This is a genomic window from Romboutsia ilealis (genome assembly GCF_900015215.1).
In the GTDB taxonomy this organism is placed as follows: Bacteria; Bacillota; Clostridia; order Peptostreptococcales; family Peptostreptococcaceae; genus Romboutsia; species Romboutsia ilealis.
The window spans coordinates 2365662-2390879 of sequence record NZ_LN555523.1; the positions used below are offsets into that span (position 1 = coordinate 2365662).

Below are 25218 nucleotides of genomic sequence, written 5' to 3' on the forward strand. Positions count from 1 at the left end.
TTATAATAAATAAAATCACCCCTTAAAGTAAATTTACTCTAAGGGGTTTATATAAATTATAATTAATAAGTTAATTCTTCTATTGCTTCTTTCTTTAATATTTCTGCTTTATCAGTTCTTTCCCATGGTAGGTCTATATCACATCTTCCAAAGTGTCCATAAGCAGCTACTTGCTTGTATATTGGCTTTCTTAAGTCTAAGTCTCTTATTATTGCACCTGGTCTTAAATCAAAGTTTTTATTAACTAATTCAACTAGTTTATCTTCTGAAACTTTTCCTGTTCCAAAAGTATCTATGAATATTGATAATGGTTTAGCAACACCTATCGCGTAAGCTAGTTCTATCTCACACTTATCTGCAAGTCCTGCAGCAACTATATTTTTAGCTACATATCTTGCAGCATATGCAGCTGATCTATCAACTTTTGTAGGGTCTTTTCCTGAGAATGCTCCTCCACCATGTCTAGAGTATCCTCCGTAAGTATCTATTATTATTTTTCTTCCTGTAAGACCTGTATCTCCTTGAGGACCTCCTATAACGAATCTCCCTGTTGGGTTTATGTATATTATAGTTTCTTCATCAAGTAATTCTGAAGGTATAACGGCTTTTATTACATGTTCAATTAAATCTCTTCTTATTGTTTCATTATCAACCTCTTCTCCATGTTGAGTTGATATAAGTATAGTATGAACTCTAACTACTTTATCTCCATCATACTCAACTGTTACTTGAGTTTTTCCATCAGGTCTTAAGTACTCTAAAGTTCCATTTTTTCTAACTTCTGTTAATCTTCTAGATAACTTATGAGCTAACGATATTGGCATTGGCATTAATTCTTCTGTTTCGTTACAAGCAAAACCAAACATTATACCTTGATCTCCAGCTCCTATTTTTTCTATTTCATCTTCAGTTACTTCACCTTTTTTATTCTCTAAAGCTTCATCAACACCCATTGCTATATCTCCTGATTGCTCATCTATAGAAGTTATAACAGCACAAGTATCGCAGTCAAATCCATACTTAGCTCTATCATATCCAATATCTTTTACTGTTTTTCTTACTAATTTTGGTATATCAACATAAGTGTTAGTACTTATTTCTCCTGCTACTAATACTAACCCTGTTGTTACTGTTGTCTCACAAGCAACTCTAGCATGCGGGTCTTTTTCTAATAATGCATCTAGTATTGAATCTGATATTTGATCACATATTTTATCTGGGTGTCCTTCTGTTACTGATTCTGATGTAAATAAATGTCTTGCCATAATTAATCCTCCTTAAAATTTCTCATGTATATATCAATATAAGGCGGTTAGTCTCATACGTATCTTAAAATAAAAAAACCTCTTCTTAATAAGAAGAGGTTAATTTTCGTATATAAATACATTAATTAACTAACCTCATCTCTCAAGATATAAAATCTTGTAGGACTTAGCACCTTTTCCCTAATGGGTGGTTGCTGGGCTTCACAGGGCCTATCCCTCCGCCTCTCTTGATAAGGTAATCAAGAAATATTGAATTTTTATATTAACACAATAAATATTACTACCTTTTTATTCTAATGTCAATATATTATATCGTAATTTATTTTATAGTATTATATGTTTTAGTTTAATACTATAAAATCCAGTAAGTTCTTAATCTAACATAAATTAATTATATATAAATTTCTCACATCGAATTTACCTGGTTAAACCTAAGATATAGGTATTTTTTCTATAAGTTTTTCATATATTTTTTGTGAAAGGGGGGACTTATGTATTTAGCCAAAATAAATTATAAAAAAGAAAATGTAGTACAGGTATTAAGCTCAATTATCAAAGATGTAATCGATGAAAATACAGTTATAGTTTGTATAGGAACAGACAGGGCTATAGGTGATGCACTTGGACCTTTAGTTGGAACAATGTTAAAAAATAGTGACTTTAGATACCCTGTCTACGGTACATTAGATAACCCTATCCATGCTTTAAATATATATGAATCTATTGAATATATAAAAAAATCCCATCCAAAAGGTAACTTTCTAGCTATAGATGCGTGTTTAGGCTCAAAAAACAGTATAGGCAATATACAAATAAGAGAAGGCCCGATCTTACCCGGAAAAGGCGTAGGTAAAAAATTACCTCAAATAGGACACTATTCAATAGTAGGTATAGTAGATAAAATAGATGAAAATAATAGATTTTCATTTAATAGTGTTAGGCTTAGCTTTATTCTAGAATTAGCTGAAATTATATCTTTATCACTTTTGCTCTCAACATAAAGTAAATATAAAAAATAAAAAATCCTACTTTAAATAAAGTATTCTATTTAGAGCAGGATTTTTTATTTATATTTTATTTCTTATTAAATGTTCCACTCGATTTTAATAAATCAATTGAACTGAGAGCCTTTCCTGTTCCAGCAGCTACGCAAGATAATGGGTCATTAGCAATAATTACATTTATACCTGTTCTTTCCTCAATTCTTTTATCTAAACCGTATAATAATGATCCTCCACCTGTCATGATTATCCCTCTATCACTTATATCTGCAGCTAATTCTGGTGGTGTTTTTTCCAATACCATATGTGCTGTAACCACAATCTGCTCAGCACATTCATCTAAAGCTTCTAACATTTCTGAAGACGCTACTTCTATGGCATGTGGTAATCCAGTAATTAAGTTTCTACCGGTTATTTTCATAGTTTTCTCTTCTTCTCTTTTATATGCACAACCTATTTCTATTTTTATTTTTTCTGCAGTTCTTTCTCCTATCAAAAGGTTATGTTGTTTTTTCATATATCTTACTATTGCTTCATCAAATTTATCTCCGCCTATTTTTATAGACTCACTTACTACAGCTCCACCTAGAGATATTACAGCTATATCTGCTGTACCTCCTCCAATATCTATTACCATATTCCCATGAGGTTGAGATATATCTATACCTGCCCCTATTGCAGCCGCTATAGGCTCTTCTATTATATATACATCTCTTGCGCCAGCCTGTCTCGTTGCTTCTTCTACAGCTCTTTTTTCAACTTCTGTAACTCCTGTAGGAACACATACCATTATTCTAGGCATAAAGAATCTATTAAATCCTTTTTTATCTACAACTTTATTTATAAAGTATTTTAACATTTTTTCAGTTACATCATAATCAGATATAACACCATCTCTTAAAGGTCTTATTGCAACTATATTCCCTGGTGTTCTTCCTATCATTCTTCTAGCTTCTTCACCTACTGCTAATACAGAATTAGCTTTCTTATCTATTGCTACCACAGAAGGCTCTTCTAGAACAATTCCTTTTCCACTAACATATACAAGTACATTCGCCGTACCTAAATCTATACCTATATCTGCCCTAGACATTTCTTCAACTCCTTTTTATTCTTATCGCTTCATTTTTTAACTCCTCTTATACAAAATATACAAAAACTTTATTTAAGTCAAGAAAAAGATGTAGGTATCACCCTACATCTTTTTGTGTTTCTTTTTCATATTTAAGTTTTGTTGCCATTCCACCTCTGATATGTCTCTCAGATTTATTTTTTTCTAAAACCATTTTAACCTCTTTTGCAAGAGTTGGATTTATTTCCTCTAATCGTTCAGTAACATCCTTGTGAATAGTACTTTTACTCACACCAAATGTTTTAGCGGTTTGTCTTACTGTAGTATTTTTTTCTAGTATATATTTTGCCACAACGATTGCTCGTTCCTCTATATGAGACCTCACTACATTCCCTCCTCACATACTAACCTTAATGATATATATGTGAATTAAAGCAAAAATATAACAGACTCAATCATTTTTGATTAAAGTCTGTTATATTTTTTAGTAACGAACATATCGTTGTCAATATAAGCTAACTATTTTTATTTAATAAGAGTCATTGGGTCTATAGATTCTTCTCCATTAAAAGCTTCTACATGTACATGTATTCCATCTTCACTTTCAACTGAAGTAGTGTTTCCAACTGTACCTAATACTTGACCTTCAGTGACTTCTTGTCCTTTTTTAACATTAGTTTTTTCATCTAAGTTAGAATATATAACTACTACATTATCAGTACTTTCTACTTTTACTGATATTCCATGTTTATCATCTTTAAATACATTAACTACTTTTCCATCTAATAGAGATTTTACTTCATAACCTTTATCTGCACTTATATCTAAACCTTTATGTATTTCCCATAAATCTAATGTTTTTGAATAACTTGGTTCTTTTTCAGAGTATTCTCTAACAACTTTAGTCCCTAAGAAACTTAACTTTGAACTTTTATTTTCTTGTTTTTCTTTGGCTTTTTCTAAGTTTTCCTTTGACCCAGTTGAAGTAGGTATAGAGTCGTCTTTTTCTGCTTCTTTTTCTATTAAATGTACTTCATCTTCGTCTCTTTTGCTATTTTCGTTAGTCTTATTTACAAATAAATCATTTGAAGTTAACTCATCTACATTATTTTTTGTAAACCAAACCCCACCAATAGCTACTAAACATATACATACAAATAAAGCCAAGTAAAAACCATCTTTTTCTAATAGTTTTTTCTTCATACAGCACCTCCAAATATATTATGTATCTGTATTGTTGGCCTTATTTCCTAATTTTATACAATTTAATCATTTTTTTACATTTTTTTGTTGTCTTAATATAAATCCTTTATTATAGTATCTTTATAGTAGTGAGATAGTATTTCATAGTATTTATATCCCTCTTCTGCCATTCCTTGAGCTCCCCATTGACTCATTCCTACTCCATGCCCATATCCTTTTACTACAAAGTCTAGAGAGTTAGTATCAAATTTTATTTCAAAGTTTGCTGAATTTAAATTTAATATGTTCCTTATATCTCTACCTGTAACTTCTTTATTCCCTAATTTTATTTTTTCAACAGATCCTCCATCGCTTCTACTTAGTATTTTAATTTGAGAGCTAAGATTATCCTCAATTATATTTATATCACTATATGTATTTTTCAACTTCCTTACAAAGTCCTTATTACTTATTTTTAATGTAGATGCATATTTAGGTGCATATTTATCATATGGGCTGTCCACCGATCTTAAATATGGATATTCTGTTGAAAATACCTCTTCGCTATTTTCAGTCTTTCCTGATGATGTGGAGAAATATAATGGTAATATAGGTTCACCATCATAGGTTATAATATGTCCTTTTGTTTCATCTACAGCTTGCTTTATTATAGGATAAGAGTCCTTTATCCAATCTTCACCTTTTGATTCTTTTAACTCCTCATAGCTTTTGTATTCTTGACAGTGAGTATAATCAGTACATACAGCTGCACCTTTATGTTTAGATGTTTTATTTTCTTGATTGTACATAACATAAGTTCTAGCTGCAACAGCTTGTGCCTTTAATGCTTCTATATCAAAATCAGACGGCATTTCTCCTGAAAGTACCCCATACAAATATTCTTCTATATCCATTTGTTCTGTTTTATTAGTTTTATGATTATATATATTAATTCCAGGTGATTCTTTATCTATCGTTTCATAATTTATATACTTTTGTGATGATTTGGTTTCTATTAATTGTTCTTGTTTTTGCGAAGTATTAGTTTCTATATTATCATAAGATACTACACTTAAAAATATTGGTAGTGTAACTGAACATACTATTACTCCTGCTAAAATTCCTAAAGGATTATTCATATACTTTTCCTCCTTAGATTAATTATCTTTAAAGTATATGAATAACCCTTTATATTATATTACTATAAAATTTTTACTTATTTAATCTTCTATTATTTTTATATTTCCACCTAATGCAGTTATTTTCTTATCTATATCTACATATCCTCTTTGTATATGGTATATTTCACCTATTTGAGTTTCACCTTCAGCTATAAGGCCACATAATATTAAAGCAGCACCTGCTCTTAAATCTGTAGCATTTACATTAGCGCCGTATAGTTGATCAACTCCTTTAACAATTGCACTTCTGCCTTCTATTTTTATATCTGCACCCATTCTATTGAACTCTGCAACGTGCATAAATCTATTTTCAAATACAGTTTCTATTACAGTTCCACTTCCATTTGCAACAGTAAGCATAGCCATAAATTGAGCTTGAACATCTGTTGGGAATCCCGGATGTGGTAAAGTTTTTATATCAATAGGTTTTAAAACTTCTGGTCCTATTACTCTAACTGCATTATCCATTTCGATTATTTCACAACCTGCTTCTCTTAATTTAGCTGTTACAGGCTTTAAATGTTCCATCATTACATTTTCTATAGTTATATCTCCTTTAGTCATAGCTGCTGCTACCATATAAGTTGCTGCTTCTATTCTATCAGGAATTACATTATGCTCTGTTCCTATTAATTCTTTTACACCTTTTATCTTTATAGTGTTTGTTCCAGCACCTTTTATATCAGCACCCATCTCATTTAAGAAGTTTGCTAAATCTACTATTTCTGGTTCCTCTGCTGCATTTTCTATTATAGTCGTTCCTTCTGCAAGTGTAGCTGCCATCATGATATTTTCAGTTGCTCCAACTGATGGAAAGTCTAGATATAACTTATTCCCTACTAGTTTTTCAGTCGTAGCTTCTACAAATCCATGATCCATATCAACTTTGGCACCCAGATGCTTAAATCCTTTTAGATGTAAATCTATTGGTCTAGTTCCTATAGCACATCCACCTGGCATAGATATCTTTGTATGATTAAATCTTGCAAGTAATGGTCCCATTACTAAGAAAGATGCTCTCATCTTTCTTACAAGCTCATATGGAGCTTCACATGTTGTTATATTAGTAGCATCTACAGTTAAAGTATTGTCAGTATACTCTACCTCTGCTCCTAAATGTCTTAATAAATCAGATATAACATGTACATCCTTTAAATTTGGAACCCCTCTTAATGTAGATTTTCCTTTTGCTAATAATGTTGCTGCTATTATCGGTAATACTGCATTTTTTGCTCCATCTATTTTAACGCTTCCTTTAAGCGGATTACTCTTTTTAACTAATATCTTAGGCATATTATTTCTCTCCTCATTATTAATAATCTAATTTTATAATAGGTGTAGCTATGTATATTAATGTTTTGTCGTCATCTTCGCTATACCTAATTCCTATATTTAAATTTATCTTATTTCCTAAATACTCTAAATAATTTTCTTCTAACAATTTGCTATATGCTGTAATAGATATCATATTCTCATTTTCAACTCTATCTATTTCTTCAGCACACATATTATATAATATTTCTTGTAAAATATCATCATATTTGTCAAATTGTAATTTTTTGTAAAATTCTCCTGATATACATGTACTTATATCGACAATATTTGAATATTTATATAATGACTTCTCAAGAATTGTATAAATATCCACTATATCTTTATATACTTTATTGTCCAATATGTCAACAATTATATACGATTCATTACTACTTTTTTTTATCCCGATTATAGAAATGCTTTTATCTAAAGTATTCGATTGAATATATACTTGTTTTTCCTTTTCATCCCATTTTTCTCCCCACTTTATATCACTTTCTTCTAAACCCAAGTCATTAATTATATCTATGCATATATCCTTTATTTCATTCTTAGTTATATCATAATTTATTAATCCGTTAGCTTTTATATTATAAAATTTGAAATCTGCTTGTGTATTGTTAAATGTTTCTAAAAGTTTATCATATCCACTGTTATCAGTGTCTCCATACGAAATAAATATGCCTATTAACATTAGTATAAAAAAGCTAGCTATAATCTTAACTATTTTCATTTAAAAATCCCCCTTAAAATTATCATTTTATACTTAAATTATTGACAATTTTAAGGAGGATATACTTTTATAAATTGTTTTTATATCTATTCAACTGTTACTGATTTAGCTAAGTTTCTTGGTTTGTCTACGTCACAGCCTCTTTCAACTGCAACATAATAAGATAATAATTGAAGTGGTAAAACTGTTAATATACTAGATACTATATCATCTACGTTTGGTATATATATTACCTTATCAGCAGCTTTTTCAACTTCTTTGTTTTTTTCTTGAGCTATAGCTATAACATATGCACCTCTAGCTCTAACTTCTTCCATGTTAGATACCATTTTTTCAAATAATTCTTCTTGAGTTGCTATCGCTATTACTGGAGTTCCTTTTTCTATTAATGCTATTGTACCATGCTTTAATTCACCAGCAGCAAAAGCTTCTGCATGTATATAAGATATTTCTTTTATCTTTAAAGCACCTTCCATAGCTAAGTTGTAATCTAATCCTCTACCTAAGTAGAAAGCACTGCTTGCATCTTTTAATGTTTTTGCAACATCATTTTTTATATATTCTTCTTGCTCTAAAGCTTTTGATACCTTTTCTGGCATTTCTTTTAATTTTTCTATCATCTCATTGTAGAATTCTCTTGTTATAGTACCTTTCTTTATAGCGAAGTCTAATGCTATCATATAGAATGATACTAATTGAGTTGTATAAGCTTTAGTAGATGCAACAGATATTTCTGGACCAGCCCAAGTATAGAATACATCATCTGATTCTCTAGCTATAGAAGACCCTACAACGTTAGTTACTGATAATATTCTAGCCCCTCTTGCCTTAGCATATCTTAAAGATGCTAAAGTATCTGCTGTTTCACCTGATTGACTTACTAATATTAATAAAGTATTTTCATCAACAAATGGATCTCTGTATCTAAATTCAGATGCTATATCTGTTATTACTGGTATTTTTGCAAACTTTTCTATAGCAAATTTACCAACAAGACCTGCATGATATGCAGTACCACATGCAACTATATAAACTTTATTTATTTTATCTAAATCTTCCTTAGTCATTTTTATATCATCTAATTGGATTTCTCCATTATTATTTAATCTTCTTATTAATGTTTCTTTAACACCATTTGGTTGTTCATATATTTCTTTTAACATGAAGTGCTCATATCCACCTTTAGATGCAGCCTCTACATCCCATGTTATTTCTGTAACTTCTTTTTCAACAACGTTTCTATTTTCATCTAATATAGTTAACTTATCTCCAACTATATGAACAAATTCACCATTTTCTAAGAAGTATACATTTCTTGTATATTTTAATATAGCAGGTATATCTGATGCTATGAAATTTTCACCTTCTCCAAGACCTACAACTAATGGGCTATCTTTTCTAACTGCAACTAATTCATTGTTGTTATCTTTACATATAACACCTAAAGCATATGCTCCTCTTAATCTTTCAGTTGCCTTGTAAACAGCATCTAATAAGTTTCCTTCATAATACTTATCTACTAAATGAGCTACAACTTCTGTATCTGTTTGAGATAAGAATACAACACCTTCAGCTTGTAGTTCTTCTTTTAATTCCATGTAGTTTTCTATTATACCGTTGTGTACAACAGCTATTGTTCTATCCATATTAAAATGAGGATGAGAGTTCACATCAGATGGTTCTCCATGAGTTGCCCATCTAGTATGTCCTATTCCTAATCCACCTAATATTGGAGATTTTTCTAAATCTTTTGCAAGTATTGCTAATCTTCCTTTAAACTTTCTTATTTCTAATTCATTTCCAGTATTAACTGCAACTCCTGCAGAATCATATCCTCTGTACTCTAATTTAGAAAGTCCTTCTACTAAAACTTCTGTTGCTTGTCTGTGTCCTAAATATCCAACTATTCCACACATATTAAATTCCTCCTAAAAATATTATTATTATTTATATTTTTAGAGTTAGGTCATATATTATTCACTTAAGCTTCCCTTTGTGTATAGAATTACTCCTATATTTTAAGAAAGTTCTTACGATGGTGAATTCACCGCAGAGCATCCGCCGACAATTCGATAAACTCCGACCTCGTCAACTTAGTTTTTATAATATTAATTCATTGTCGCTAGTAACTAAGTTCTGGCGCTTATTGATGAGCAAAAATTTTATTTTGTGCTCATCTTAAAAATTATGATAATTTTTCTTGGATAAGATTAGCTAAGTTTGTTGCTAATTCTCTTATTTGACCTTCCTCTTTACCTTCTAACATAACTCTTACTAATGGCTCTGTTCCTGATGGTCTAATTAAGACTCTTCCACATCCATCTAGTAATTTTTCTATTCTTTCTATCTCAGATTTTATTTCTGGATATTCCATGTATCTATTCTTATTTTCATTTTTTATTCTAGCATTAACTAATACTTGTGGGTATTGAGTCATTACAGCTGCAAGTTCTGATAATTTTTTATCTTCTTCTAGTACTATTTGAGCTAATACTAAAGAACTTAAAACTCCATCTCCAGTTGTATTATAATCTAAGAATGTCATATGCCCTGATTGCTCTCCACCAAGGTTATATCCACTGTTTTTCATTTCTTCTAATACATATCTATCTCCTACAGCAGTAGTAGCTAGATTTATACCATGCTCTTTTGCTGCTATAGTAAGTCCTATATTACTCATAACTGTAACTACTAAAGTGTCTTGTGCCAATTTACCTTTATTTTTTAAATGTATAGCACTTAATACCATTATATGATCTCCATCTACAATGTTTCCATTTTCGTCAACAGCAATTAATCTATCTGCATCTCCATCATATGCAAGACCTAAGTTAGCTTCGTTCTCTACAACAGCTTTTTGTAATTTTTCTGGATGTGTAGATCCGCACTTATCATTTATATTATTTCCATCTGGTTCACTATTTATAGTTACTACATTTGCTCCTAATTCGCTAAATATTGTTGGTGCAACTTTGTATGCTGCTCCATTAGCACAATCTAGCACTACCTTTAATCCTTTAAAGTCAACATTTACTATAGATTTTAAATAGTCTATATAATCTCTTTGAGCGTTATGAACAAATATTTTTCTTCCAACTTTTTCCCCGACTGGATGATAATCTACCTTTTCTATATTATCTATATATCCTTCTATTTCTAACTCAACTGCATCATCTAGTTTATATCCATCTTTATTAAAGAACTTTATACCATTATATTCAACTGGGTTATGAGATGCTGATATAACAACACCACAATCAGCTTCATATTTTTTAGTTAAGTATGCAACACCTGGAGTTGGTATTACTCCAACAGTAACTACATCACATCCTACAGACATAAGCCCTGCTATTAAAGCAGCTTCTAACATATCCCCTGAAACTCTAGTATCTTTACCAACTATTACTTTAACTTTATCTTTGCCTTGAGCTAATACATAACCACCAGCTCTCCCTAATTTATATGCTAAATCACAATTAAGTTCTGTATTAGCTACTCCTCTTACTCCATCTGTTCCAAAATATTTTCTCATTAAAGATCTCCTTTCAAAAAGAAAAAATATATAAGTATATTATTATATATATTTAAATTGCATTATTCTCTCAGTTTAATCCATAAACACATTTTAATACAGATAAACGAAAAGGACAATATAATAATTTAAAATATACACTATGGAATAATTCATATACTTTAAATTATTAACTTTTATTATCTTCATGCGTTGTTCTGGCTAATTTTAATTTTTAAAATGCTAAAGTTTATTATATATTACTTTCAAAAATAAAAAACTAGATACAGTACTTTAAATATATAAAATAAATAAGATGCAGCAATATTTATTTATGATTATTGTTGCATCTTATTATTAAACCTCTGATTTTTCTATAGTTACTGTATCTGGATCTATACTTATTTTTTTTATTTCATATGTAGATTCATATTTTATCTTGCAAGTATTATCTTTTAAAGATACTTCATTTAAATCTATATATAATTTTATGTCATCTTTATTTATTGAACCTATACTTTGTAAATATTCTATACTAACCTTAATATTGTCAGGAATATTTATTTTAGTTTTATCTATATTTTCTGTATTATTTCTTATTTCTACATCTTGAGCTGTATAAGTATATTCCGCTAATATATCATCTTCAGAATTTCTCTTTATTGTAATATACTTTGCATCTATAGTTACTCCACTTGGAACTTGTAAATATACATCTTTACTTATTCCAGGCAATATTTCAGATAAATTTACCGGTTGAGTTTCTATGTTGTTTATAGAGTCTACAATATCTTTTTTCCCTTTTATAGTTACTGTATTTTGACTCATTGTATAATTTATATCTGACTCAGCATTATCAGATAACTTTAATGTTATTGGAACAGTCTTTTGAGTTAATAAAGTTATATGAGCATTAACTGAATTTGTTTCCAATTCTACTCCTTCTACAACCTTACCATTAGCATCTACTGGCTCTAACTTTATACTCTGTGAAAAGTCATTAAGTTTTCCATCTACCTCAATAGTTCCTACAACCTTTTTTACTTCATTAACTAAACTTCGTGGCCCAAATACGCTAACTTTATCTATATTATCTTCTAGTAGGATATTATCTACATTATTTTTTCCACTACCAGTTATATCTACTTTTATACTTTTTTCTTCATTAATAATTTTTTCTAATGTTACAATCATAACTGGATTTTTAAAATCATAGTTTACTCTTTGAGAAGTAGATACTTTTAAATATATCTCATTGCTTCCTTCTATTGGATTATCTATTTGACCATATACATCTATATCATCTTTTGTTATCTTTTTTAAATTTGATAATTTTCCAGTAACATATATATTAGTTGTAAGATCTTTTTCCGGGTAAATAATAAGATCTTTTTCATTTAATTCATTTTTATTAGTTATTGTAACAGGTATATTTTCAAACAATTTAGTTTCTTCTGGATCAACAATTGCCATAACATACATCCATACTACAATAGCACTTAATAGGGATATAATCTTTATTTTAGAATTATTTTTCAATTTATTTATCATTTAAATATCCCACCTTTAAAAAAGCTTTTTTCTTGAACAGTAACTTTTAGATTACTTCTTAATATATTCGTCATTCTTTCCTTTGATATATTTCTATATAATTTGCCTGCTTTAGCTATAGATACATCTCCAGTTTCTTCTGATACTATTAATGATATACAATCAGAAACTTCACTTACTCCTACTGCAGCCCTATGTCTAGTACCTAAATCCTTACTTAAATCCTTCGATTGAGTTAACGGAAGAAAGCATGCTGCTGCTTTTATTTGGGAATCTCTTATAACAACTGCTCCATCATGTAAAGGAGTATTAGGTATAAAAATATTGATTAATAACTGTCTCGATATTGCACCATCAATACTTGTACCTGTATTTATTATATCTCCTATTTTAGTTTGTCTCTCTAATATAATAAGAGCGCCTATTTTCTGTCTAGATAAAGAATATAGTGCTTCAACTATCTCTTCTATTGTTTTATCAAATATTTCTTCTGATACACTTGCGCTATTCTTCAAAAAGAAATTAAACTTTGTTCTTCCTATATATTCAAGCCCTGCTCTAAGCTCTGGTTGAAATATTACTAATGCTGCTATAAAACCTAAATCAAGAGCTTTTATTAATATCCAATATAATGTATGTAGCTTTAATATTTCACTAATTTGTGTAGCTACAAATAACAAAACAATTCCTTTTAAAACTTGTTCTGCCCTAGTATCTTTAATGAACATAAATACCTTATAAAATATATACGCTACTATTAATATATCTATAACATCATTTATACTCATACTAAATATCATATCAAAAAATCCACCGAAAAAGGAATTTATATCTAACACAATTTACTCCTCCTGTTTGAGATTTATTAAAAGTTTATACTATTACACTATGTATTATACTATATTAATCTAACTATATACAAACTATTTAATATATAGTTAATTTTAGAAAATAAAAAAAAGTTTCACTAAAGTGAAACTTTTAAAATGGTGAGCGCACAGGGATTCGAACCCCGGACACACGCCTTAGAAGGGCGTTGCTCTATCCAGCTGAGCTATGCACCCATATTTTATTATGGAGCGGGAAACGAGATTCGAACTCGCGACTTTCACCTTGGCAAGGTGACGCTCTACCACTGAACTATTCCCGCAAATACAATGGCGGGAATAACAGGACTCGAACCTGTGACCCATTGATTAACAGTCAATTGCTCTACCAACTGAGCCATATTCCCGCGTATTTAATTAAGTTGGCGACCTGGAAGGGACTCGAACCCTCGACCTCCAGCGTGACAGGCTGGCATTCTAACCAGCTGAACTACCAGGCCGCAAATGGTGGGACTAACAGGGCTCGAACCTGTGACCCCCTGCTTGTAAGGCAGGTGCTCTCCCAGCTGAGCTATAGTCCCATAAGTTTATCTGGAGCGGGTGAAGGGGATCGAACCCTCACAGCCGGCTTGGAAGGCCGGAACTCTACCATTGAGCTACACCCGCATATTTAATTGGTGACCCATAGGGGAATCGAACCCCTGTTACCGCCGTGAAAGGGCGGTGTCTTGACCGCTTGACCAATGGGCCATTTTTGGTTGCGGAGGCAGGACTCGAACCTGCGACCTTCGGGTTATGAGCCCGACGAGCTGCCAACTGCTCCACCCCGCGATATTAATATGGTGCCGAAGACCGGAATCGAACCGGTACGAGAGGTAAGTCCCGCAGGATTTTAAGTCCTGTGCGTCTGCCAGTTCCGCCACTTCGGCATACCACGTGGCTACGTGCTACTCTCCCAGGCGGTCGCCCACCAAGTACCATCGCCGCTAAAGAGCTTAACTTCTGTGTTCGGTATGGGAACAGGTGTATCCTCTTTGCTATAATAACCACATTATATGTTTGCCCTTCTCTCAAGGACAAGTATAATATTAACATTTTCGATTAATAATGTCAATACTTTTTTATAAAGTTTTTTCAAAGTTAGTACTCTGAAAACTGCATACCATTTAATTCCATCATTTCTTTTGGTCAAGTCCTCGACCTATTAGTATCGATAAGCTAAATACATTACTGCACTTACACCTTCGACCTATCAACCAGGTAGTCTTCCTGGGGTCTTACCCTTACGGTGGGAAATCTTATCTTGAAGTTGGCTTCGCGCTTAGATGCTTTCAGCGCTTATCCATTCCGTACATAGCTACCCAGCCATGCCCTTGGCAGAACAACTGGTACACCAGAGGTACGTCCATCCCGGTCCTCTCGTACTAAGGACAGGTCTTCTCAAATTTCCTACGCCTGCGACGGATAGGGACCGAACTGTCTCACGACGTTCTGAACCCAGCTCGCGTACCACTTTAATGGGCGAACAGCCCAACCCTTGGGACCTACTACAGCCCCAGGATGTGATGAGCCGACATCGAGGTGCCAAACCTCCCCGTCGATGTGGACTCTTGGGGGAGATAAGCCTGTTATCCCCAGGGTAGCTTTTATCCGTTGAGCGATGGCCCTTCCATGCGGTACCACCGGATCACTAAGTCCGACTTTCGTCCTTGCTCGACCTGTATGTCTTGCAATCAAGCTTCCTTTTGCCTTTACACTCTTCGCACGATTTCCGACCGTGCTGAGGAAACCTTTGAGCGCCTCCGTTACTTTTTAGGAGGCGACCGCCCCAGTCAAACTGCCCACCTGACGGTGTTCCAAGACCTGATTCAAGGCCTATGGTTAGGATCCCAGTACTACAAGGGTGGTATCCCAAGGTTGACTCCACACAGACTGGCGTCCATGCTTCTTAGTCTCCCACCTATCCTGTACATGTAGTACCAAGACCCAACGTCAAGCTACAGTAAAGCTCCATGGGGTCTTTCCGTCCTGTCGCAGGTACCCGGCATCTTCACCGGGATTACAATTTCACCGAGTCTATTGTTGAGACAGTGCCCAAATCGTTACGCCTTTCGTGCGGGTCGGAACTTACCCGACAAGGAATTTCGCTACCTTAGGACCGTTATAGTTACGGCCGCCGTTTACTGGGGCTTAAGTTCACTGCTTCGATTGCTCTAACAGATCCCCTTAACCTTCCAGCACCGGGCAGGCGTCAGCTCCTATACATCGTCTTGCGACTTAGCAGAAACCTGTGTTTTTGGTAAACAGTCGCTTGGGCCTATTCTCTGCGGCCTGTCATAGACAGGCACCCCTTCTCCCTAAGTTACGGGGTCATTTTGCCGAGTTCCTTAACAATAGTTCTCTCGCTGGCCTTAGGATACTCTCCTCACCCACCTGTGTCGGTTTACGGTACGGGCGCCTTTAAACTCGATAGAAGCTTTTCTTGACAGTGTGAAATCAGCTACTTCGCCCCGAAGGGCTTCCCCATCACATCCTAGCATTGTCTAAACGGATTTGCCTATTTAGACTGCCTCAATGCTTAGCCGTACATAACCAACAGTACGGTTAGCTTATCCTACTGTGTCACTCCATCTCTCAAACGCTTATTGGCGGTACAGGAATATCAACCTGTTGTCCATCACCTACGCCTTTCGGCCTCGGCTTAGGTCCCGACTAACCCAGGGCGGACGAACCTTCCCCTGGAAACCTTGGGTTTACGGCCCGTGGGATTCTCACCCACGTCTCGCTACTCATGCCAACATTCTCACTCGTATACTGTCCACATGTCCTTACGGTCATGCTTCAGCCTGCATACGAAGCTCCCCTACCCATCATAATTGATGCCGTAGCTTCGGTAGTACGTTTTAGCCCCGGAAATTTTCGGCGCAGGATCACTCGACCAGTGAGCTATTACGCACTCTTTAAATGAGTGGCTGCTTCTAAGCCAACATCCTGGTTGTCTGTGCAATCCCACATCCTTTACCACTTAACGTACATTTAGGGACCTTAGCTGACGATCTGGGCTGTTGCCCTTTTGACTATGAATCTTATCACCCACAGTCTGACTCCCAAGTAAAAGAAAACGGCATTCGGAGTTTGATAGTCTTCGGTAAGTGCAATACCCCCTAGGACATTCAGTGCTCTACCTCCGTTTCTCTACGCTTGAGGCTAGCCCTAAAGCTATTTCGGGGAGAACCAGCTATCTCCGGGCTCGATTGGAATTTCACCGCTATCCACAAGTCATCCCCGAGCTTTTCAACGCTCGTGGGTTCGGTCCTCCACGAAATTTTACTTTCGCTTCAACCTGCTCATGGATAGGTCGCCCGGTTTCGGGTCTACGCCAAGTAACTTAATCGCCCATTTAAGACTCGCTTTCGCTACGGCTCCACACCTTAAGTGCTTAACCTTGCTACTTAACGTAACTCGTTGGCCCGTTCTACAAAAAGTACGCGGTCACACAAGTAATGTGCTCCCACAGCTTGTAAGTGCAGGGTTTCAGGTTCTATTTCACTCCCCTCCCGGGGTTCTTTTCACCTTTCCCTCACGGTACTATGCGCTATCGGTCACTAGGTAGTATTTAGGCTTGGAGGATGGTCCCTCCTGCTTCCCACAGGGTTTCACGTGTCCCGTGGTACTCTGGATCATACTAGTAGCTTTCTCGTTTCAACTACAGGGCTATTACCTTCTATGGCGGAGCTTTCCAACTCTCTTCATTTACGATATTGCATCCATGTTGTATGTCCGCAACCCCAACGAAGTAAACTTCATTGGTTTGGCCTGTTCCGCTTTCGCTCGCCGCTACTTACGGAATCGAATTTCTTTCTCTTCCTCCGGGTACTTAGATGTTTCAGTTCCCCGGGTTCCCCTCGCTAAGCTATGTATTCACTTAACGATACTTAGACATTACTCTAAGTGAGTTTCCTCATTCGGAAATCTTCGGATCAAAGTTTACGTGCAACTCCCCGAAGCTTATCGCAGCTTATCACGTCCTTCATCGGCTCCTAGTGCCAAGGCATCCGCCCTGCACCCTTAATAACTTGACCAGTTATTAAAAAGTTATCGCTACTGAACAAACTTCGTATTCACTCAGTTTATTCCAGTGCTTAAAAGTGTAATTTTAAAGACTTTTCTTGTCTATATATGTTTAAAATGATGTCATATCACTAAATGTTATGCAGTTTTCAAAGTACAAACATGGTGGAGATGAGGAGGATCGAACTCCTGACCCCTTGCGTGCAAGGCAAGTGCTCTCCCAGCTGAGCTACACCCCCGTATTTATTTTTACAACGATATATATTTTATAGTATATGTCGAAGATTGTCAATAGAGTTTTTAATTTTTATNATATTTTTTGATGGTAGCGGTAACAGGAGTCGAACCTGTGACCTTTCGGGTATGAACCGAACGCTCTAGCCAACTAAGCTATACCGCCACAACAATTATGGTGCCCAGAGGCGGAATCGAACCACCGACACGGGGATTTTCAGTCCCCTGCTCTACCGACTGAGCTATCTGGGCGCAACAATTGGTGGGCCTAGCTGGACTCGAACCAGCGACCTCACGCTTATCAGGCGTGCGCTCTAACCACCTGAGCTATAAGCCCTAATTGTTAATGGTCGAGGTGGAGGGACTCGAACCCCCGGCCCCATGGTCCCAAACCACGTGCGCTACCAAACTGCGCTACACCTCGAAGTTATTAAAATTCATTTTATTTATTTTTTTATAAGTGGCAGGGGTGGAGGGACTCGAACCCCCGGCGCACGGTTTTGGAGACCGACGCTCTACCAACTGAGCTACACCCCTATAAAATTTGGTGGACCATCAGGGACTCGAACCCCAGACCTACCGGTTATGAGCCGGGCGCTCTAACCAACTGAGCTAATGGTCCACGTTATTAATGGTCGAGGTGGAGGGACTCGAACCCCCGGCCCCATGGTCCCAAACCACGTGCGCTACCAAACTGCGCTACACCTCGAATTAATGGCGGAGAAGGAGGGATTCGAACCCTCGCACCGGTTTAATCCAGCCTAATCCCTTAGCAGGGGATCCTCTTGAGCCACTTGAGTACTTCTCCATTTATTAAATTAATGGCGGAGAGGGTGGGATTCGAACCCACGGTGCCGTTAAGCATCACTGGTTTTCAAGACCAGCTCCTTAAACCACTCGGACACCTCTCCACTTGGTGATCCATCCGCGACTCGAACGCGGGACACCCTGATTAAAAGTCAGGTGCTCTACCGACTGAGCTAATGGATCAAATATTAATTTGGCAGGGGATGCAGGACTCGAACCTACGCATGTAGCAGTCAAAGTGCTATGCCTTACCGACTTGGCGAATCCCCTATATAAAGTGGTGAGCGCACAGGGATTCGAACCCCGGACACACGCCTTAGAAGGGCGTTGCTCTATCCAGCTGAGCTATGCACCCACATTATATTATAGATCATGGAGCGGGTGAAGGGGATCGAACCCTCACAGCCGGCTTGGAAGGCCGGAACTCTACCATTGAGCTACACCCGCATATTTAATTGGTGACCCATAGGGGAATCGAACCCCTGTTACCGCCGTGAAAGGGCGGTGTCTTGACCGCTTGACCAATGGGCCATTTTTGGTTGCGGAGGCAGGACTCGAACCTGCGACCTTCGGGTTATGAGCCCGACGAGCTGCCAACTGCTCCACCCCGCGATATTAATATGGTGCCGAAGACCGGAATCGAACCGGTACGAGAGGTAAGTCCCGCAGGATTTTAAGTCCTGTGCGTCTGCCAGTTCCGCCACTTCGGCATACCACGTGGCTACGTGCTACTCTCCCAGGCGGTCGCCCACCAAGTACCATCGCCGCTAAAGAGCTTAACTTCTGTGTTCGGTATGGGAACAGGTGTATCCTCTTTGCTATAATAACCACATTATATGTTTGCCCTTCTCTCAAGGACAAGTATAATATTAACATTTTCGATTAATAATGTCAATACTTTTTTATAAAGTTTTTTCAAAGTTAGTACTCTGAAAACTGCATACCATTTAATTCCATCATTTCTTTTGGTCAAGTCCTCGACCTATTAGTATCGATAAGCTAAATACATTACTGCACTTACACCTTCGACCTATCAACCAGGTAGTCTTCCTGGGGTCTTACCCTTACGGTGGGAAATCTTATCTTGAAGTTGGCTTCGCGCTTAGATGCTTTCAGCGCTTATCCATTCCGTACATAGCTACCCAGCCATGCCCTTGGCAGAACAACTGGTACACCAGAGGTACGTCCATCCCGGTCCTCTCGTACTAAGGACAGGTCTTCTCAAATTTCCTACGCCTGCGACGGATAGGGACCGAACTGTCTCACGACGTTCTGAACCCAGCTCGCGTACCACTTTAATGGGCGAACAGCCCAACCCTTGGGACCTACTACAGCCCCAGGATGTGATGAGCCGACATCGAGGTGCCAAACCTCCCCGTCGATGTGGACTCTTGGGGGAGATAAGCCTGTTATCCCCAGGGTAGCTTTTATCCGTTGAGCGATGGCCCTTCCATGCGGTACCACCGGATCACTAAGTCCGACTTTCGTCCTTGCTCGACCTGTATGTCTTGCAATCAAGCTTCCTTTTGCCTTTACACTCTTCGCACGATTTCCGACCGTGCTGAGGAAACCTTTGAGCGCCTCCGTTACTTTTTAGGAGGCGACCGCCCCAGTCAAACTGCCCACCTGACGGTGTTCCAAGACCTGATTCAAGGCCTATGGTTAGGATCCCAGTACTACAAGGGTGGTATCCCAAGGTTGACTCCACACAGACTGGCGTCCATGCTTCTTAGTCTCCCACCTATCCTGTACATGTAGTACCAAGACCCAACGTCAAGCTACAGTAAAGCTCCATGGGGTCTTTCCGTCCTGTCGCAGGTACCCGGCATCTTCACCGGGATTACAATTTCACCGAGTCTATTGTTGAGACAGTGCCCAAATCGTTACGCCTTTCGTGCGGGTCGGAACTTACCCGACAAGGAATTTCGCTACCTTAGGACCGTTATAGTTACGGCCGCCGTTTACTGGGGCTTAAGTTCACTGCTTCGATTGCTCTAACAGATCCCCTTAACCTTCCAGCACCGGGCAGGCGTCAGCTCCTATACATCGTCTTGCGACTTAGCAGAAACCTGTGTTTTTGGTAAACAGTCGCTTGGGCCTATTCTCTGCGGCCTGTCATAGACAGGCACCCCTTCTCCCTAAGTTACGGGGTCATTTTGCCGAGTTCCTTAACAATAGTTCTCTCGCTGGCCTTAGGATACTCTCCTCACCCACCTGTGTCGGTTTACGGTACGGGCGCCTTTAAACTCGATAGAAGCTTTTCTTGACAGTGTGAAATCAGCTACTTCGCCCCGAAGGGCTTCCCCATCACATCCTAGCATTGTCTAAACGGATTTGCCTATTTAGACTGCCTCAATGCTTAGCCGTACATAACCAACAGTACGGTTAGCTTATCCTACTGTGTCACTCCATCTCTCAAACGCTTATTGGCGGTACAGGAATATCAACCTGTTGTCCATCACCTACGCCTTTCGGCCTCGGCTTAGGTCCCGACTAACCCAGGGCGGACGAACCTTCCCCTGGAAACCTTGGGTTTACGGCCCGTGGGATTCTCACCCACGTCTCGCTACTCATGCCAACATTCTCACTCGTATACTGTCCACATGTCCTTACGGTCATGCTTCAGCCTGCATACGAAGCTCCCCTACCCATCATAATTGATGCCGTAGCTTCGGTAGTACGTTTTAGCCCCGGAAATTTTCGGCGCAGGATCACTCGACCAGTGAGCTATTACGCACTCTTTAAATGAGTGGCTGCTTCTAAGCCAACATCCTGGTTGTCTGTGCAATCCCACATCCTTTACCACTTAACGTACATTTAGGGACCTTAGCTGACGATCTGGGCTGTTGCCCTTTTGACTATGAATCTTATCACCCACAGTCTGACTCCCAAGTAAAAGAAAACGGCATTCGGAGTTTGATAGTCTTCGGTAAGTGCAATACCCCCTAGGACATTCAGTGCTCTACCTCCGTTTCTCTACGCTTGAGGCTAGCCCTAAAGCTATTTCGGGGAGAACCAGCTATCTCCGGGCTCGATTGGAATTTCACCGCTATCCACAAGTCATCCCCGAGCTTTTCAACGCTCGTGGGTTCGGTCCTCCACGAAATTTTACTTTCGCTTCAACCTGCTCATGGATAGGTCGCCCGGTTTCGGGTCTACGCCAAGTAACTTAATCGCCCATTTAAGACTCGCTTTCGCTACGGCTCCACACCTTAAGTGCTTAACCTTGCTACTTAACGTAACTCGTTGGCCCGTTCTACAAAAAGTACGCGGTCACACAAGTAATGTGCTCCCACAGCTTGTAAGTGCAGGGTTTCAGGTTCTATTTCACTCCCCTCCCGGGGTTCTTTTCACCTTTCCCTCACGGTACTATGCGCTATCGGTCACTAGGTAGTATTTAGGCTTGGAGGATGGTCCCTCCTGCTTCCCACAGGGTTTCACGTGTCCCGTGGTACTCTGGATCATACTAGTAGCTTTCTCGTTTCAACTACAGGGCTATTACCTTCTATGGCGGAGCTTTCCAACTCTCTTCATTTACGATATTGCATCCATGTTGTATGTCCGCAACCCCAACGAAGTAAACTTCATTGGTTTGGCCTGTTCCGCTTTCGCTCGCCGCTACTTACGGAATCGAATTTCTTTCTCTTCCTCCGGGTACTTAGATGTTTCAGTTCCCCGGGTTCCCCTCGCTAAGCTATGTATTCACTTAACGATACTTAGACATTACTCTAAGTGAGTTTCCTCATTCGGAAATCTTCGGATCAAAGTTTACGTGCAACTCCCCGAAGCTTATCGCAGCTTATCACGTCCTTCATCGGCTCCTAGTGCCAAGGCATCCGCCCTGCACCCTTAATAACTTGACCAGTTATTAAAAAGTTATCGCTACTGAACAAACTTCGTATTCACTCAGTTTATTCCAGTGCTTAAAAGTGTAATTTTAAAGACTTTTCTTGTCTATATATGTTTAAAATGATGTCATATCACTAAATGTTATGCAGTTTTCAAAGTACAAACATGGTGGAGATGAGGAGGATCGAACTCCTGACCCCTTGCGTGCAAGGCAAGTGCTCTCCCAGCTGAGCTACACCCCCGTATTTATTTTTACAACGATATATATTTTATAGTATATGTCGAAGATTGTCAATAGAGTTTTTAATTTTTATTAAGAACCCTCAAAATTAAACAGTAGGTAATTCTCCTTAGAAAGGAGGTGATCCAGCCGCACCTTCCGATACGGCTACCTTGTTACGACTTCACCCCAGTTATTGATTTCACCTTCGACACTCGCTTCCCAAAAGGGTTAGCTAAGTGGCTTCGGGCGCCCCCAACTTCCGTGGTGTGACGGGCGGTGTGTACAAGACCCGGGAACGCATTCACCGCAGCATTCTGATCTGCGATTACTAGTAACTCCAGCTTCATGTAGGCGAGTTTCAGCCTACAATCCGAACTGAGAATGGCTTTAAGGGATTAGCTCCGCCTCACGACTTGGCTGCCCTCTGTACCACCCATTGTAGCACGTGTGTAGCCCTAAGCATAAGGGGCATGATGATTTGACGTCATCCCCACCTTCCTCCAGGTTATCCCTGGCAGTCCCTCTAGAGTGCCCAACTTAATGCTGGCAACTAAAGGCAAGGGTTGCGCTCGTTGCGGGACTTAACCCAACATCTCACGACACGAGCTGACGACAACCATGCACCACCTGTCACTTCTGTCCCCGAAGGGAAAGATGCGATTAGGCATCGGTCAAAAGGATGTCAAGCTTAGGTAAGGTTCTTCGCGTTGCTTCGAATTAAACCACATGCTCCGCTACTTGTGCGGGTCCCCGTCAATTCCTTTGAGTTTCACTCTTGCGAGCGTACTTCCCAGGCGGAGTACTTAATGCGTTAGCTGCGCCACCGAAGGGGGTAACCTCCGACAGCTAGTACTCATCGTTTACGGCGTGGACTACCAGGGTATCTAATCCTGTTTGCTCCCCACGCTTTCGTGCCTCAGTGTCAGTTACAGTCCAGAGAGCCGCCTTCGCAACTGGTGTTCCTCCTAATATCTACGCATTTCACCGCTACACTAGGAATTCCACTCTCCTCTCCTGCACTCAAGTTTCCCAGTTTCAAAGGCTTACTACGGTTGAGCCGTAGCCTTTCACCTCTGACTTAAGAAACCACCTACGCACCCTTTACGCCCAGTAATTCCGGATAACGCTAGCCCCCTACGTATTACCGCGGCTGCTGGCACGTAGTTAGCCGGGGCTTCCTCCTCAAGTACCGTCATTATCTTCCTTGAGGACAGAGCTTTACGACCCGAAGGCCTTCATCGCTCACGCGGCGTTGCTGCATCAGGCTTTCGCCCATTGTGCAATATTCCCCACTGCTGCCTCCCGTAGGAGTTTGGACCGTGTCTCAGTTCCAATGTGGCCGATCACCCTCTCAGGTCGGCTACTGATCGTCGCCTTGGTAAGCCGTTACCTTACCAACTAGCTAATCAGACGCGGGTCCATCCTGTACCGCAAAAGCTTTGATACTTCTACCATGCGATAAAAGTATTTTATCTCGTATTAGCATACCTTTCGGTATGTTATCCGTGTGTACAGGGCAGGTTACCCACGCGTTACTCACCCGTCCGCCGCTCTTTACCGAAGTAAATCGCTCGACTTGCATGTGTTAGGCACGCCGCCAGCGTTCATCCTGAGCCAGGATCAAACTCTCAAATAAAAGTTGTTACCTGCTCAGACTAATCATTATCTGAATATCTGGCTTGGTTTGTTTAGTTTCAATTCTATAAATTAACCTACTGTTTAATTTTCAAAGTTCTTATTTCAACTTCTTAAGTTTACCAAAGTTATTTTTCTTTGTCAACTTATTTTTTTAAGCTATTTTCTTTCGTTTTGCCCTTTTCTTAAGGACAAGTATAACTATACCATCTTATTTTTATATCGTCAATACTTTTTTTAACTTTTTTATATTTTTATTTTGCAATTTTATCTTCATATACGTAAGTTCTTGTTTTCCCAACAGGTCTAACTTTTATCCTCGTTGACTTATTATAAATTTTTATAGCATCGTTACAAAAATAAATCATAACATCTAATACCAATAAAATAATACTTATTAAACATCCCCAGTTAATTATTTGACTCATAGTTCATTCCCCCAATTTAATATTTTAGTTAATATTCTTAATGATTATACATATTTCCTTTATAAAAATTTCGTTTTATAATTCTATAATGCTATACTTTACTTTTATTTTTTTCACTAAAATTACTTTATTTACATTTTTTTATATACTTTACTGAAATTTAGTGTTTATATTTTTCATCTTATAACTTAAATTTCATACTCAAAGTAACTTTATTTTTAAGTTAAATATTTACAATTTATATAATTAAATTGATTTATTATCTTAAATTTATAATAAAATCACACCTGCTATAAATCCAATATGTATGAAATTATATTTGATTTTTAATATA

At 37.7% G+C, this 25218-nt stretch carries 13 protein-coding genes, 27 tRNA genes, 5 rRNA genes and 1 riboswitch; of the genes, 1 reads left to right on the top strand and 44 read right to left on the bottom strand.

The genetic code is table 11. The features are described from left to right. Positions 1 to 62: 62 nt before the first annotated feature. Positions 63 to 1265 (bottom strand): methionine adenosyltransferase, encoded by a 1203-nt coding sequence (gene metK, locus CRIB_RS11080; RefSeq protein ID WP_180702419.1) that lies wholly within the window; start codon positions 1263 to 1265, stop codon positions 63 to 65. Between the two features lie 132 nt (positions 1266 to 1397). Beyond that, positions 1398 to 1502, bottom strand: a riboswitch (SAM riboswitch). 254 nt (positions 1503 to 1756) lie between these two features. Here metK and yyaC point away from each other — a divergent pair. Further along, the gene (gene yyaC, locus CRIB_RS11085; protein WP_180702420.1) at positions 1757 to 2266 is read left to right on the top strand and encodes a spore protease YyaC; all 510 of its coding nucleotides are present in this window, start codon (positions 1757 to 1759) and stop codon (positions 2264 to 2266) included. A gap of 73 nt (positions 2267 to 2339) precedes the next feature. Here yyaC and mreB read toward each other — a convergent pair whose 3' ends face one another. The 43 genes from mreB to CRIB_RS11300 form a co-directional block, all read right to left on the bottom strand. Continuing rightward, positions 2340 to 3359: a rod shape-determining protein gene (gene mreB, locus CRIB_RS11090; RefSeq protein ID WP_180702421.1), complete on the bottom strand. Its 1020-nt coding sequence runs from the start codon at positions 3357 to 3359 to the stop codon at positions 2340 to 2342. 97 nt (positions 3360 to 3456) lie between these two features. After that, the gene (spoIIID, locus tag CRIB_RS11095; RefSeq protein WP_180702422.1) at positions 3457 to 3723 is read right to left on the bottom strand and encodes a sporulation transcriptional regulator SpoIIID; all 267 of its coding nucleotides are present in this window, start codon (positions 3721 to 3723) and stop codon (positions 3457 to 3459) included. A 140-nt stretch (positions 3724 to 3863) separates the two neighbouring features. Next, positions 3864 to 4541: a M23 family metallopeptidase gene (locus tag CRIB_RS11100; RefSeq protein ID WP_180702423.1), complete on the bottom strand. Its 678-nt coding sequence runs from the start codon at positions 4539 to 4541 to the stop codon at positions 3864 to 3866. Positions 4542 to 4633: 92 nt separating this feature from the next. Beyond that, a complete protein-coding gene (spoIID, locus tag CRIB_RS11105) occupies positions 4634 to 5659 on the bottom strand; it encodes a stage II sporulation protein D (protein WP_180702424.1) in 1026 nt (341 codons plus the stop codon). A gap of 81 nt (positions 5660 to 5740) precedes the next feature. Further along, the gene (murA, locus tag CRIB_RS11110; protein WP_180702425.1) at positions 5741 to 6994 is read right to left on the bottom strand and encodes a UDP-N-acetylglucosamine 1-carboxyvinyltransferase; all 1254 of its coding nucleotides are present in this window, start codon (positions 6992 to 6994) and stop codon (positions 5741 to 5743) included. 19 nt (positions 6995 to 7013) lie between these two features. Continuing rightward, the gene (locus CRIB_RS11115) at positions 7014 to 7748 is read right to left on the bottom strand and encodes a YwmB family TATA-box binding protein (protein WP_180702426.1); all 735 of its coding nucleotides are present in this window, start codon (positions 7746 to 7748) and stop codon (positions 7014 to 7016) included. Between the two features lie 86 nt (positions 7749 to 7834). Continuing rightward, on the bottom strand, positions 7835 to 9664 hold the full coding sequence (gene glmS / locus CRIB_RS11120) for a glutamine--fructose-6-phosphate transaminase (isomerizing) (protein WP_180702427.1): 1830 nt from the start codon (positions 9662 to 9664) through the stop codon (positions 7835 to 7837). Positions 9665 to 9933: 269 nt separating this feature from the next. Then, positions 9934 to 11280: a phosphoglucosamine mutase gene (glmM, locus tag CRIB_RS11125; RefSeq protein ID WP_180702428.1), complete on the bottom strand. Its 1347-nt coding sequence runs from the start codon at positions 11278 to 11280 to the stop codon at positions 9934 to 9936. 336 nt (positions 11281 to 11616) lie between these two features. Then, positions 11617 to 12810 (bottom strand): CdaR family protein, encoded by a 1194-nt coding sequence (locus CRIB_RS11130; RefSeq protein WP_180702429.1) that lies wholly within the window; start codon positions 12808 to 12810, stop codon positions 11617 to 11619. After that, on the bottom strand, positions 12807 to 13649 hold the full coding sequence (cdaA, locus tag CRIB_RS11135; protein WP_180702430.1) for a diadenylate cyclase CdaA: 843 nt from the start codon (positions 13647 to 13649) through the stop codon (positions 12807 to 12809). The genes CRIB_RS11130 and cdaA overlap by 4 nt, the downstream gene beginning before the upstream one ends. 148 nt (positions 13650 to 13797) lie before the next feature. Continuing rightward, positions 13798 to 13874 (bottom strand) — tRNA-Arg (locus CRIB_RS11140). A gap of 11 nt (positions 13875 to 13885) precedes the next feature. Then, positions 13886 to 13960 (bottom strand) — tRNA-Gly (locus CRIB_RS11145). 8 nt (positions 13961 to 13968) lie between these two features. Next, positions 13969 to 14044, bottom strand: a tRNA-Asn gene (locus CRIB_RS11150). A gap of 16 nt (positions 14045 to 14060) precedes the next feature. Next, positions 14061 to 14137: transfer RNA gene (locus tag CRIB_RS11155), tRNA-Asp, on the bottom strand. Between the two features lie 5 nt (positions 14138 to 14142). After that, positions 14143 to 14218: transfer RNA gene (locus CRIB_RS11160), tRNA-Val, on the bottom strand. Between the two features lie 11 nt (positions 14219 to 14229). Beyond that, positions 14230 to 14303: transfer RNA gene (locus CRIB_RS11165), tRNA-Gly, on the bottom strand. A 9-nt stretch (positions 14304 to 14312) separates the two neighbouring features. Continuing rightward, positions 14313 to 14387: transfer RNA gene (locus tag CRIB_RS11170), tRNA-Glu, on the bottom strand. Positions 14388 to 14392: 5 nt separating this feature from the next. Next, positions 14393 to 14468 (bottom strand) — tRNA-Met (locus CRIB_RS11175). Positions 14469 to 14477: 9 nt separating this feature from the next. Then, positions 14478 to 14566, bottom strand: a tRNA-Leu gene (locus CRIB_RS11180). 5 nt (positions 14567 to 14571) lie between these two features. Then, a 5S ribosomal RNA gene (rrf, locus tag CRIB_RS11185) occupies positions 14572 to 14688 on the bottom strand. Positions 14689 to 14821: 133 nt separating this feature from the next. Then, positions 14822 to 17719 (bottom strand): 23S ribosomal RNA (locus tag CRIB_RS11190). Positions 17720 to 17871: 152 nt separating this feature from the next. Beyond that, positions 17872 to 17947: transfer RNA gene (locus CRIB_RS11195), tRNA-Ala, on the bottom strand. A gap of 84 nt (positions 17948 to 18031) precedes the next feature. After that, positions 18032 to 18108 (bottom strand) — tRNA-Met (locus tag CRIB_RS11200). Between the two features lie 10 nt (positions 18109 to 18118). After that, positions 18119 to 18194, bottom strand: a tRNA-Phe gene (locus tag CRIB_RS11205). An 8-nt stretch (positions 18195 to 18202) separates the two neighbouring features. Next, positions 18203 to 18279, bottom strand: a tRNA-Ile gene (locus CRIB_RS11210). Positions 18280 to 18289: 10 nt separating this feature from the next. Beyond that, positions 18290 to 18366 (bottom strand) — tRNA-Pro (locus CRIB_RS11215). Positions 18367 to 18403: 37 nt separating this feature from the next. Then, positions 18404 to 18479, bottom strand: a tRNA-Trp gene (locus CRIB_RS11220). Between the two features lie 8 nt (positions 18480 to 18487). Further along, positions 18488 to 18564: transfer RNA gene (locus CRIB_RS11225), tRNA-Ile, on the bottom strand. Between the two features lie 10 nt (positions 18565 to 18574). Beyond that, positions 18575 to 18651 (bottom strand) — tRNA-Pro (locus CRIB_RS11230). Between the two features lie 6 nt (positions 18652 to 18657). Continuing rightward, positions 18658 to 18750, bottom strand: a tRNA-Ser gene (locus CRIB_RS11235). A gap of 14 nt (positions 18751 to 18764) precedes the next feature. Further along, positions 18765 to 18853, bottom strand: a tRNA-Ser gene (locus tag CRIB_RS11240). Positions 18854 to 18856: 3 nt separating this feature from the next. Next, positions 18857 to 18932 (bottom strand) — tRNA-Lys (locus CRIB_RS11245). Between the two features lie 11 nt (positions 18933 to 18943). Then, positions 18944 to 19019 (bottom strand) — tRNA-Gln (locus CRIB_RS11250). Between the two features lie 8 nt (positions 19020 to 19027). After that, a tRNA-Arg gene (locus tag CRIB_RS11255) sits at positions 19028 to 19104 on the bottom strand. Positions 19105 to 19122: 18 nt separating this feature from the next. Then, positions 19123 to 19196, bottom strand: a tRNA-Gly gene (locus tag CRIB_RS11260). 9 nt (positions 19197 to 19205) lie between these two features. Next, positions 19206 to 19280: transfer RNA gene (locus CRIB_RS11265), tRNA-Glu, on the bottom strand. A gap of 5 nt (positions 19281 to 19285) precedes the next feature. Continuing rightward, positions 19286 to 19361 (bottom strand) — tRNA-Met (locus CRIB_RS11270). 9 nt (positions 19362 to 19370) lie between these two features. After that, a tRNA-Leu gene (locus tag CRIB_RS11275) sits at positions 19371 to 19459 on the bottom strand. A 5-nt stretch (positions 19460 to 19464) separates the two neighbouring features. Beyond that, positions 19465 to 19581 (bottom strand): 5S ribosomal RNA (gene rrf / locus CRIB_RS11280). A 133-nt stretch (positions 19582 to 19714) separates the two neighbouring features. After that, positions 19715 to 22612, bottom strand: a 23S ribosomal RNA gene (locus CRIB_RS11285). A gap of 152 nt (positions 22613 to 22764) precedes the next feature. Continuing rightward, positions 22765 to 22840: transfer RNA gene (locus tag CRIB_RS11290), tRNA-Ala, on the bottom strand. Positions 22841 to 22952: 112 nt separating this feature from the next. Beyond that, positions 22953 to 24457: ribosomal RNA gene (locus tag CRIB_RS11295) — 16S ribosomal RNA — on the bottom strand. The 16S, 23S and 5S rRNA genes sit together here with 27 tRNA genes alongside, the layout of an rRNA operon. A gap of 253 nt (positions 24458 to 24710) precedes the next feature. Beyond that, positions 24711 to 24884 (bottom strand): hypothetical protein, encoded by a 174-nt coding sequence (locus CRIB_RS11300; RefSeq protein WP_180702431.1) that lies wholly within the window; start codon positions 24882 to 24884, stop codon positions 24711 to 24713. Between the last annotated feature and the right edge of the window lie 334 nt (positions 24885 to 25218).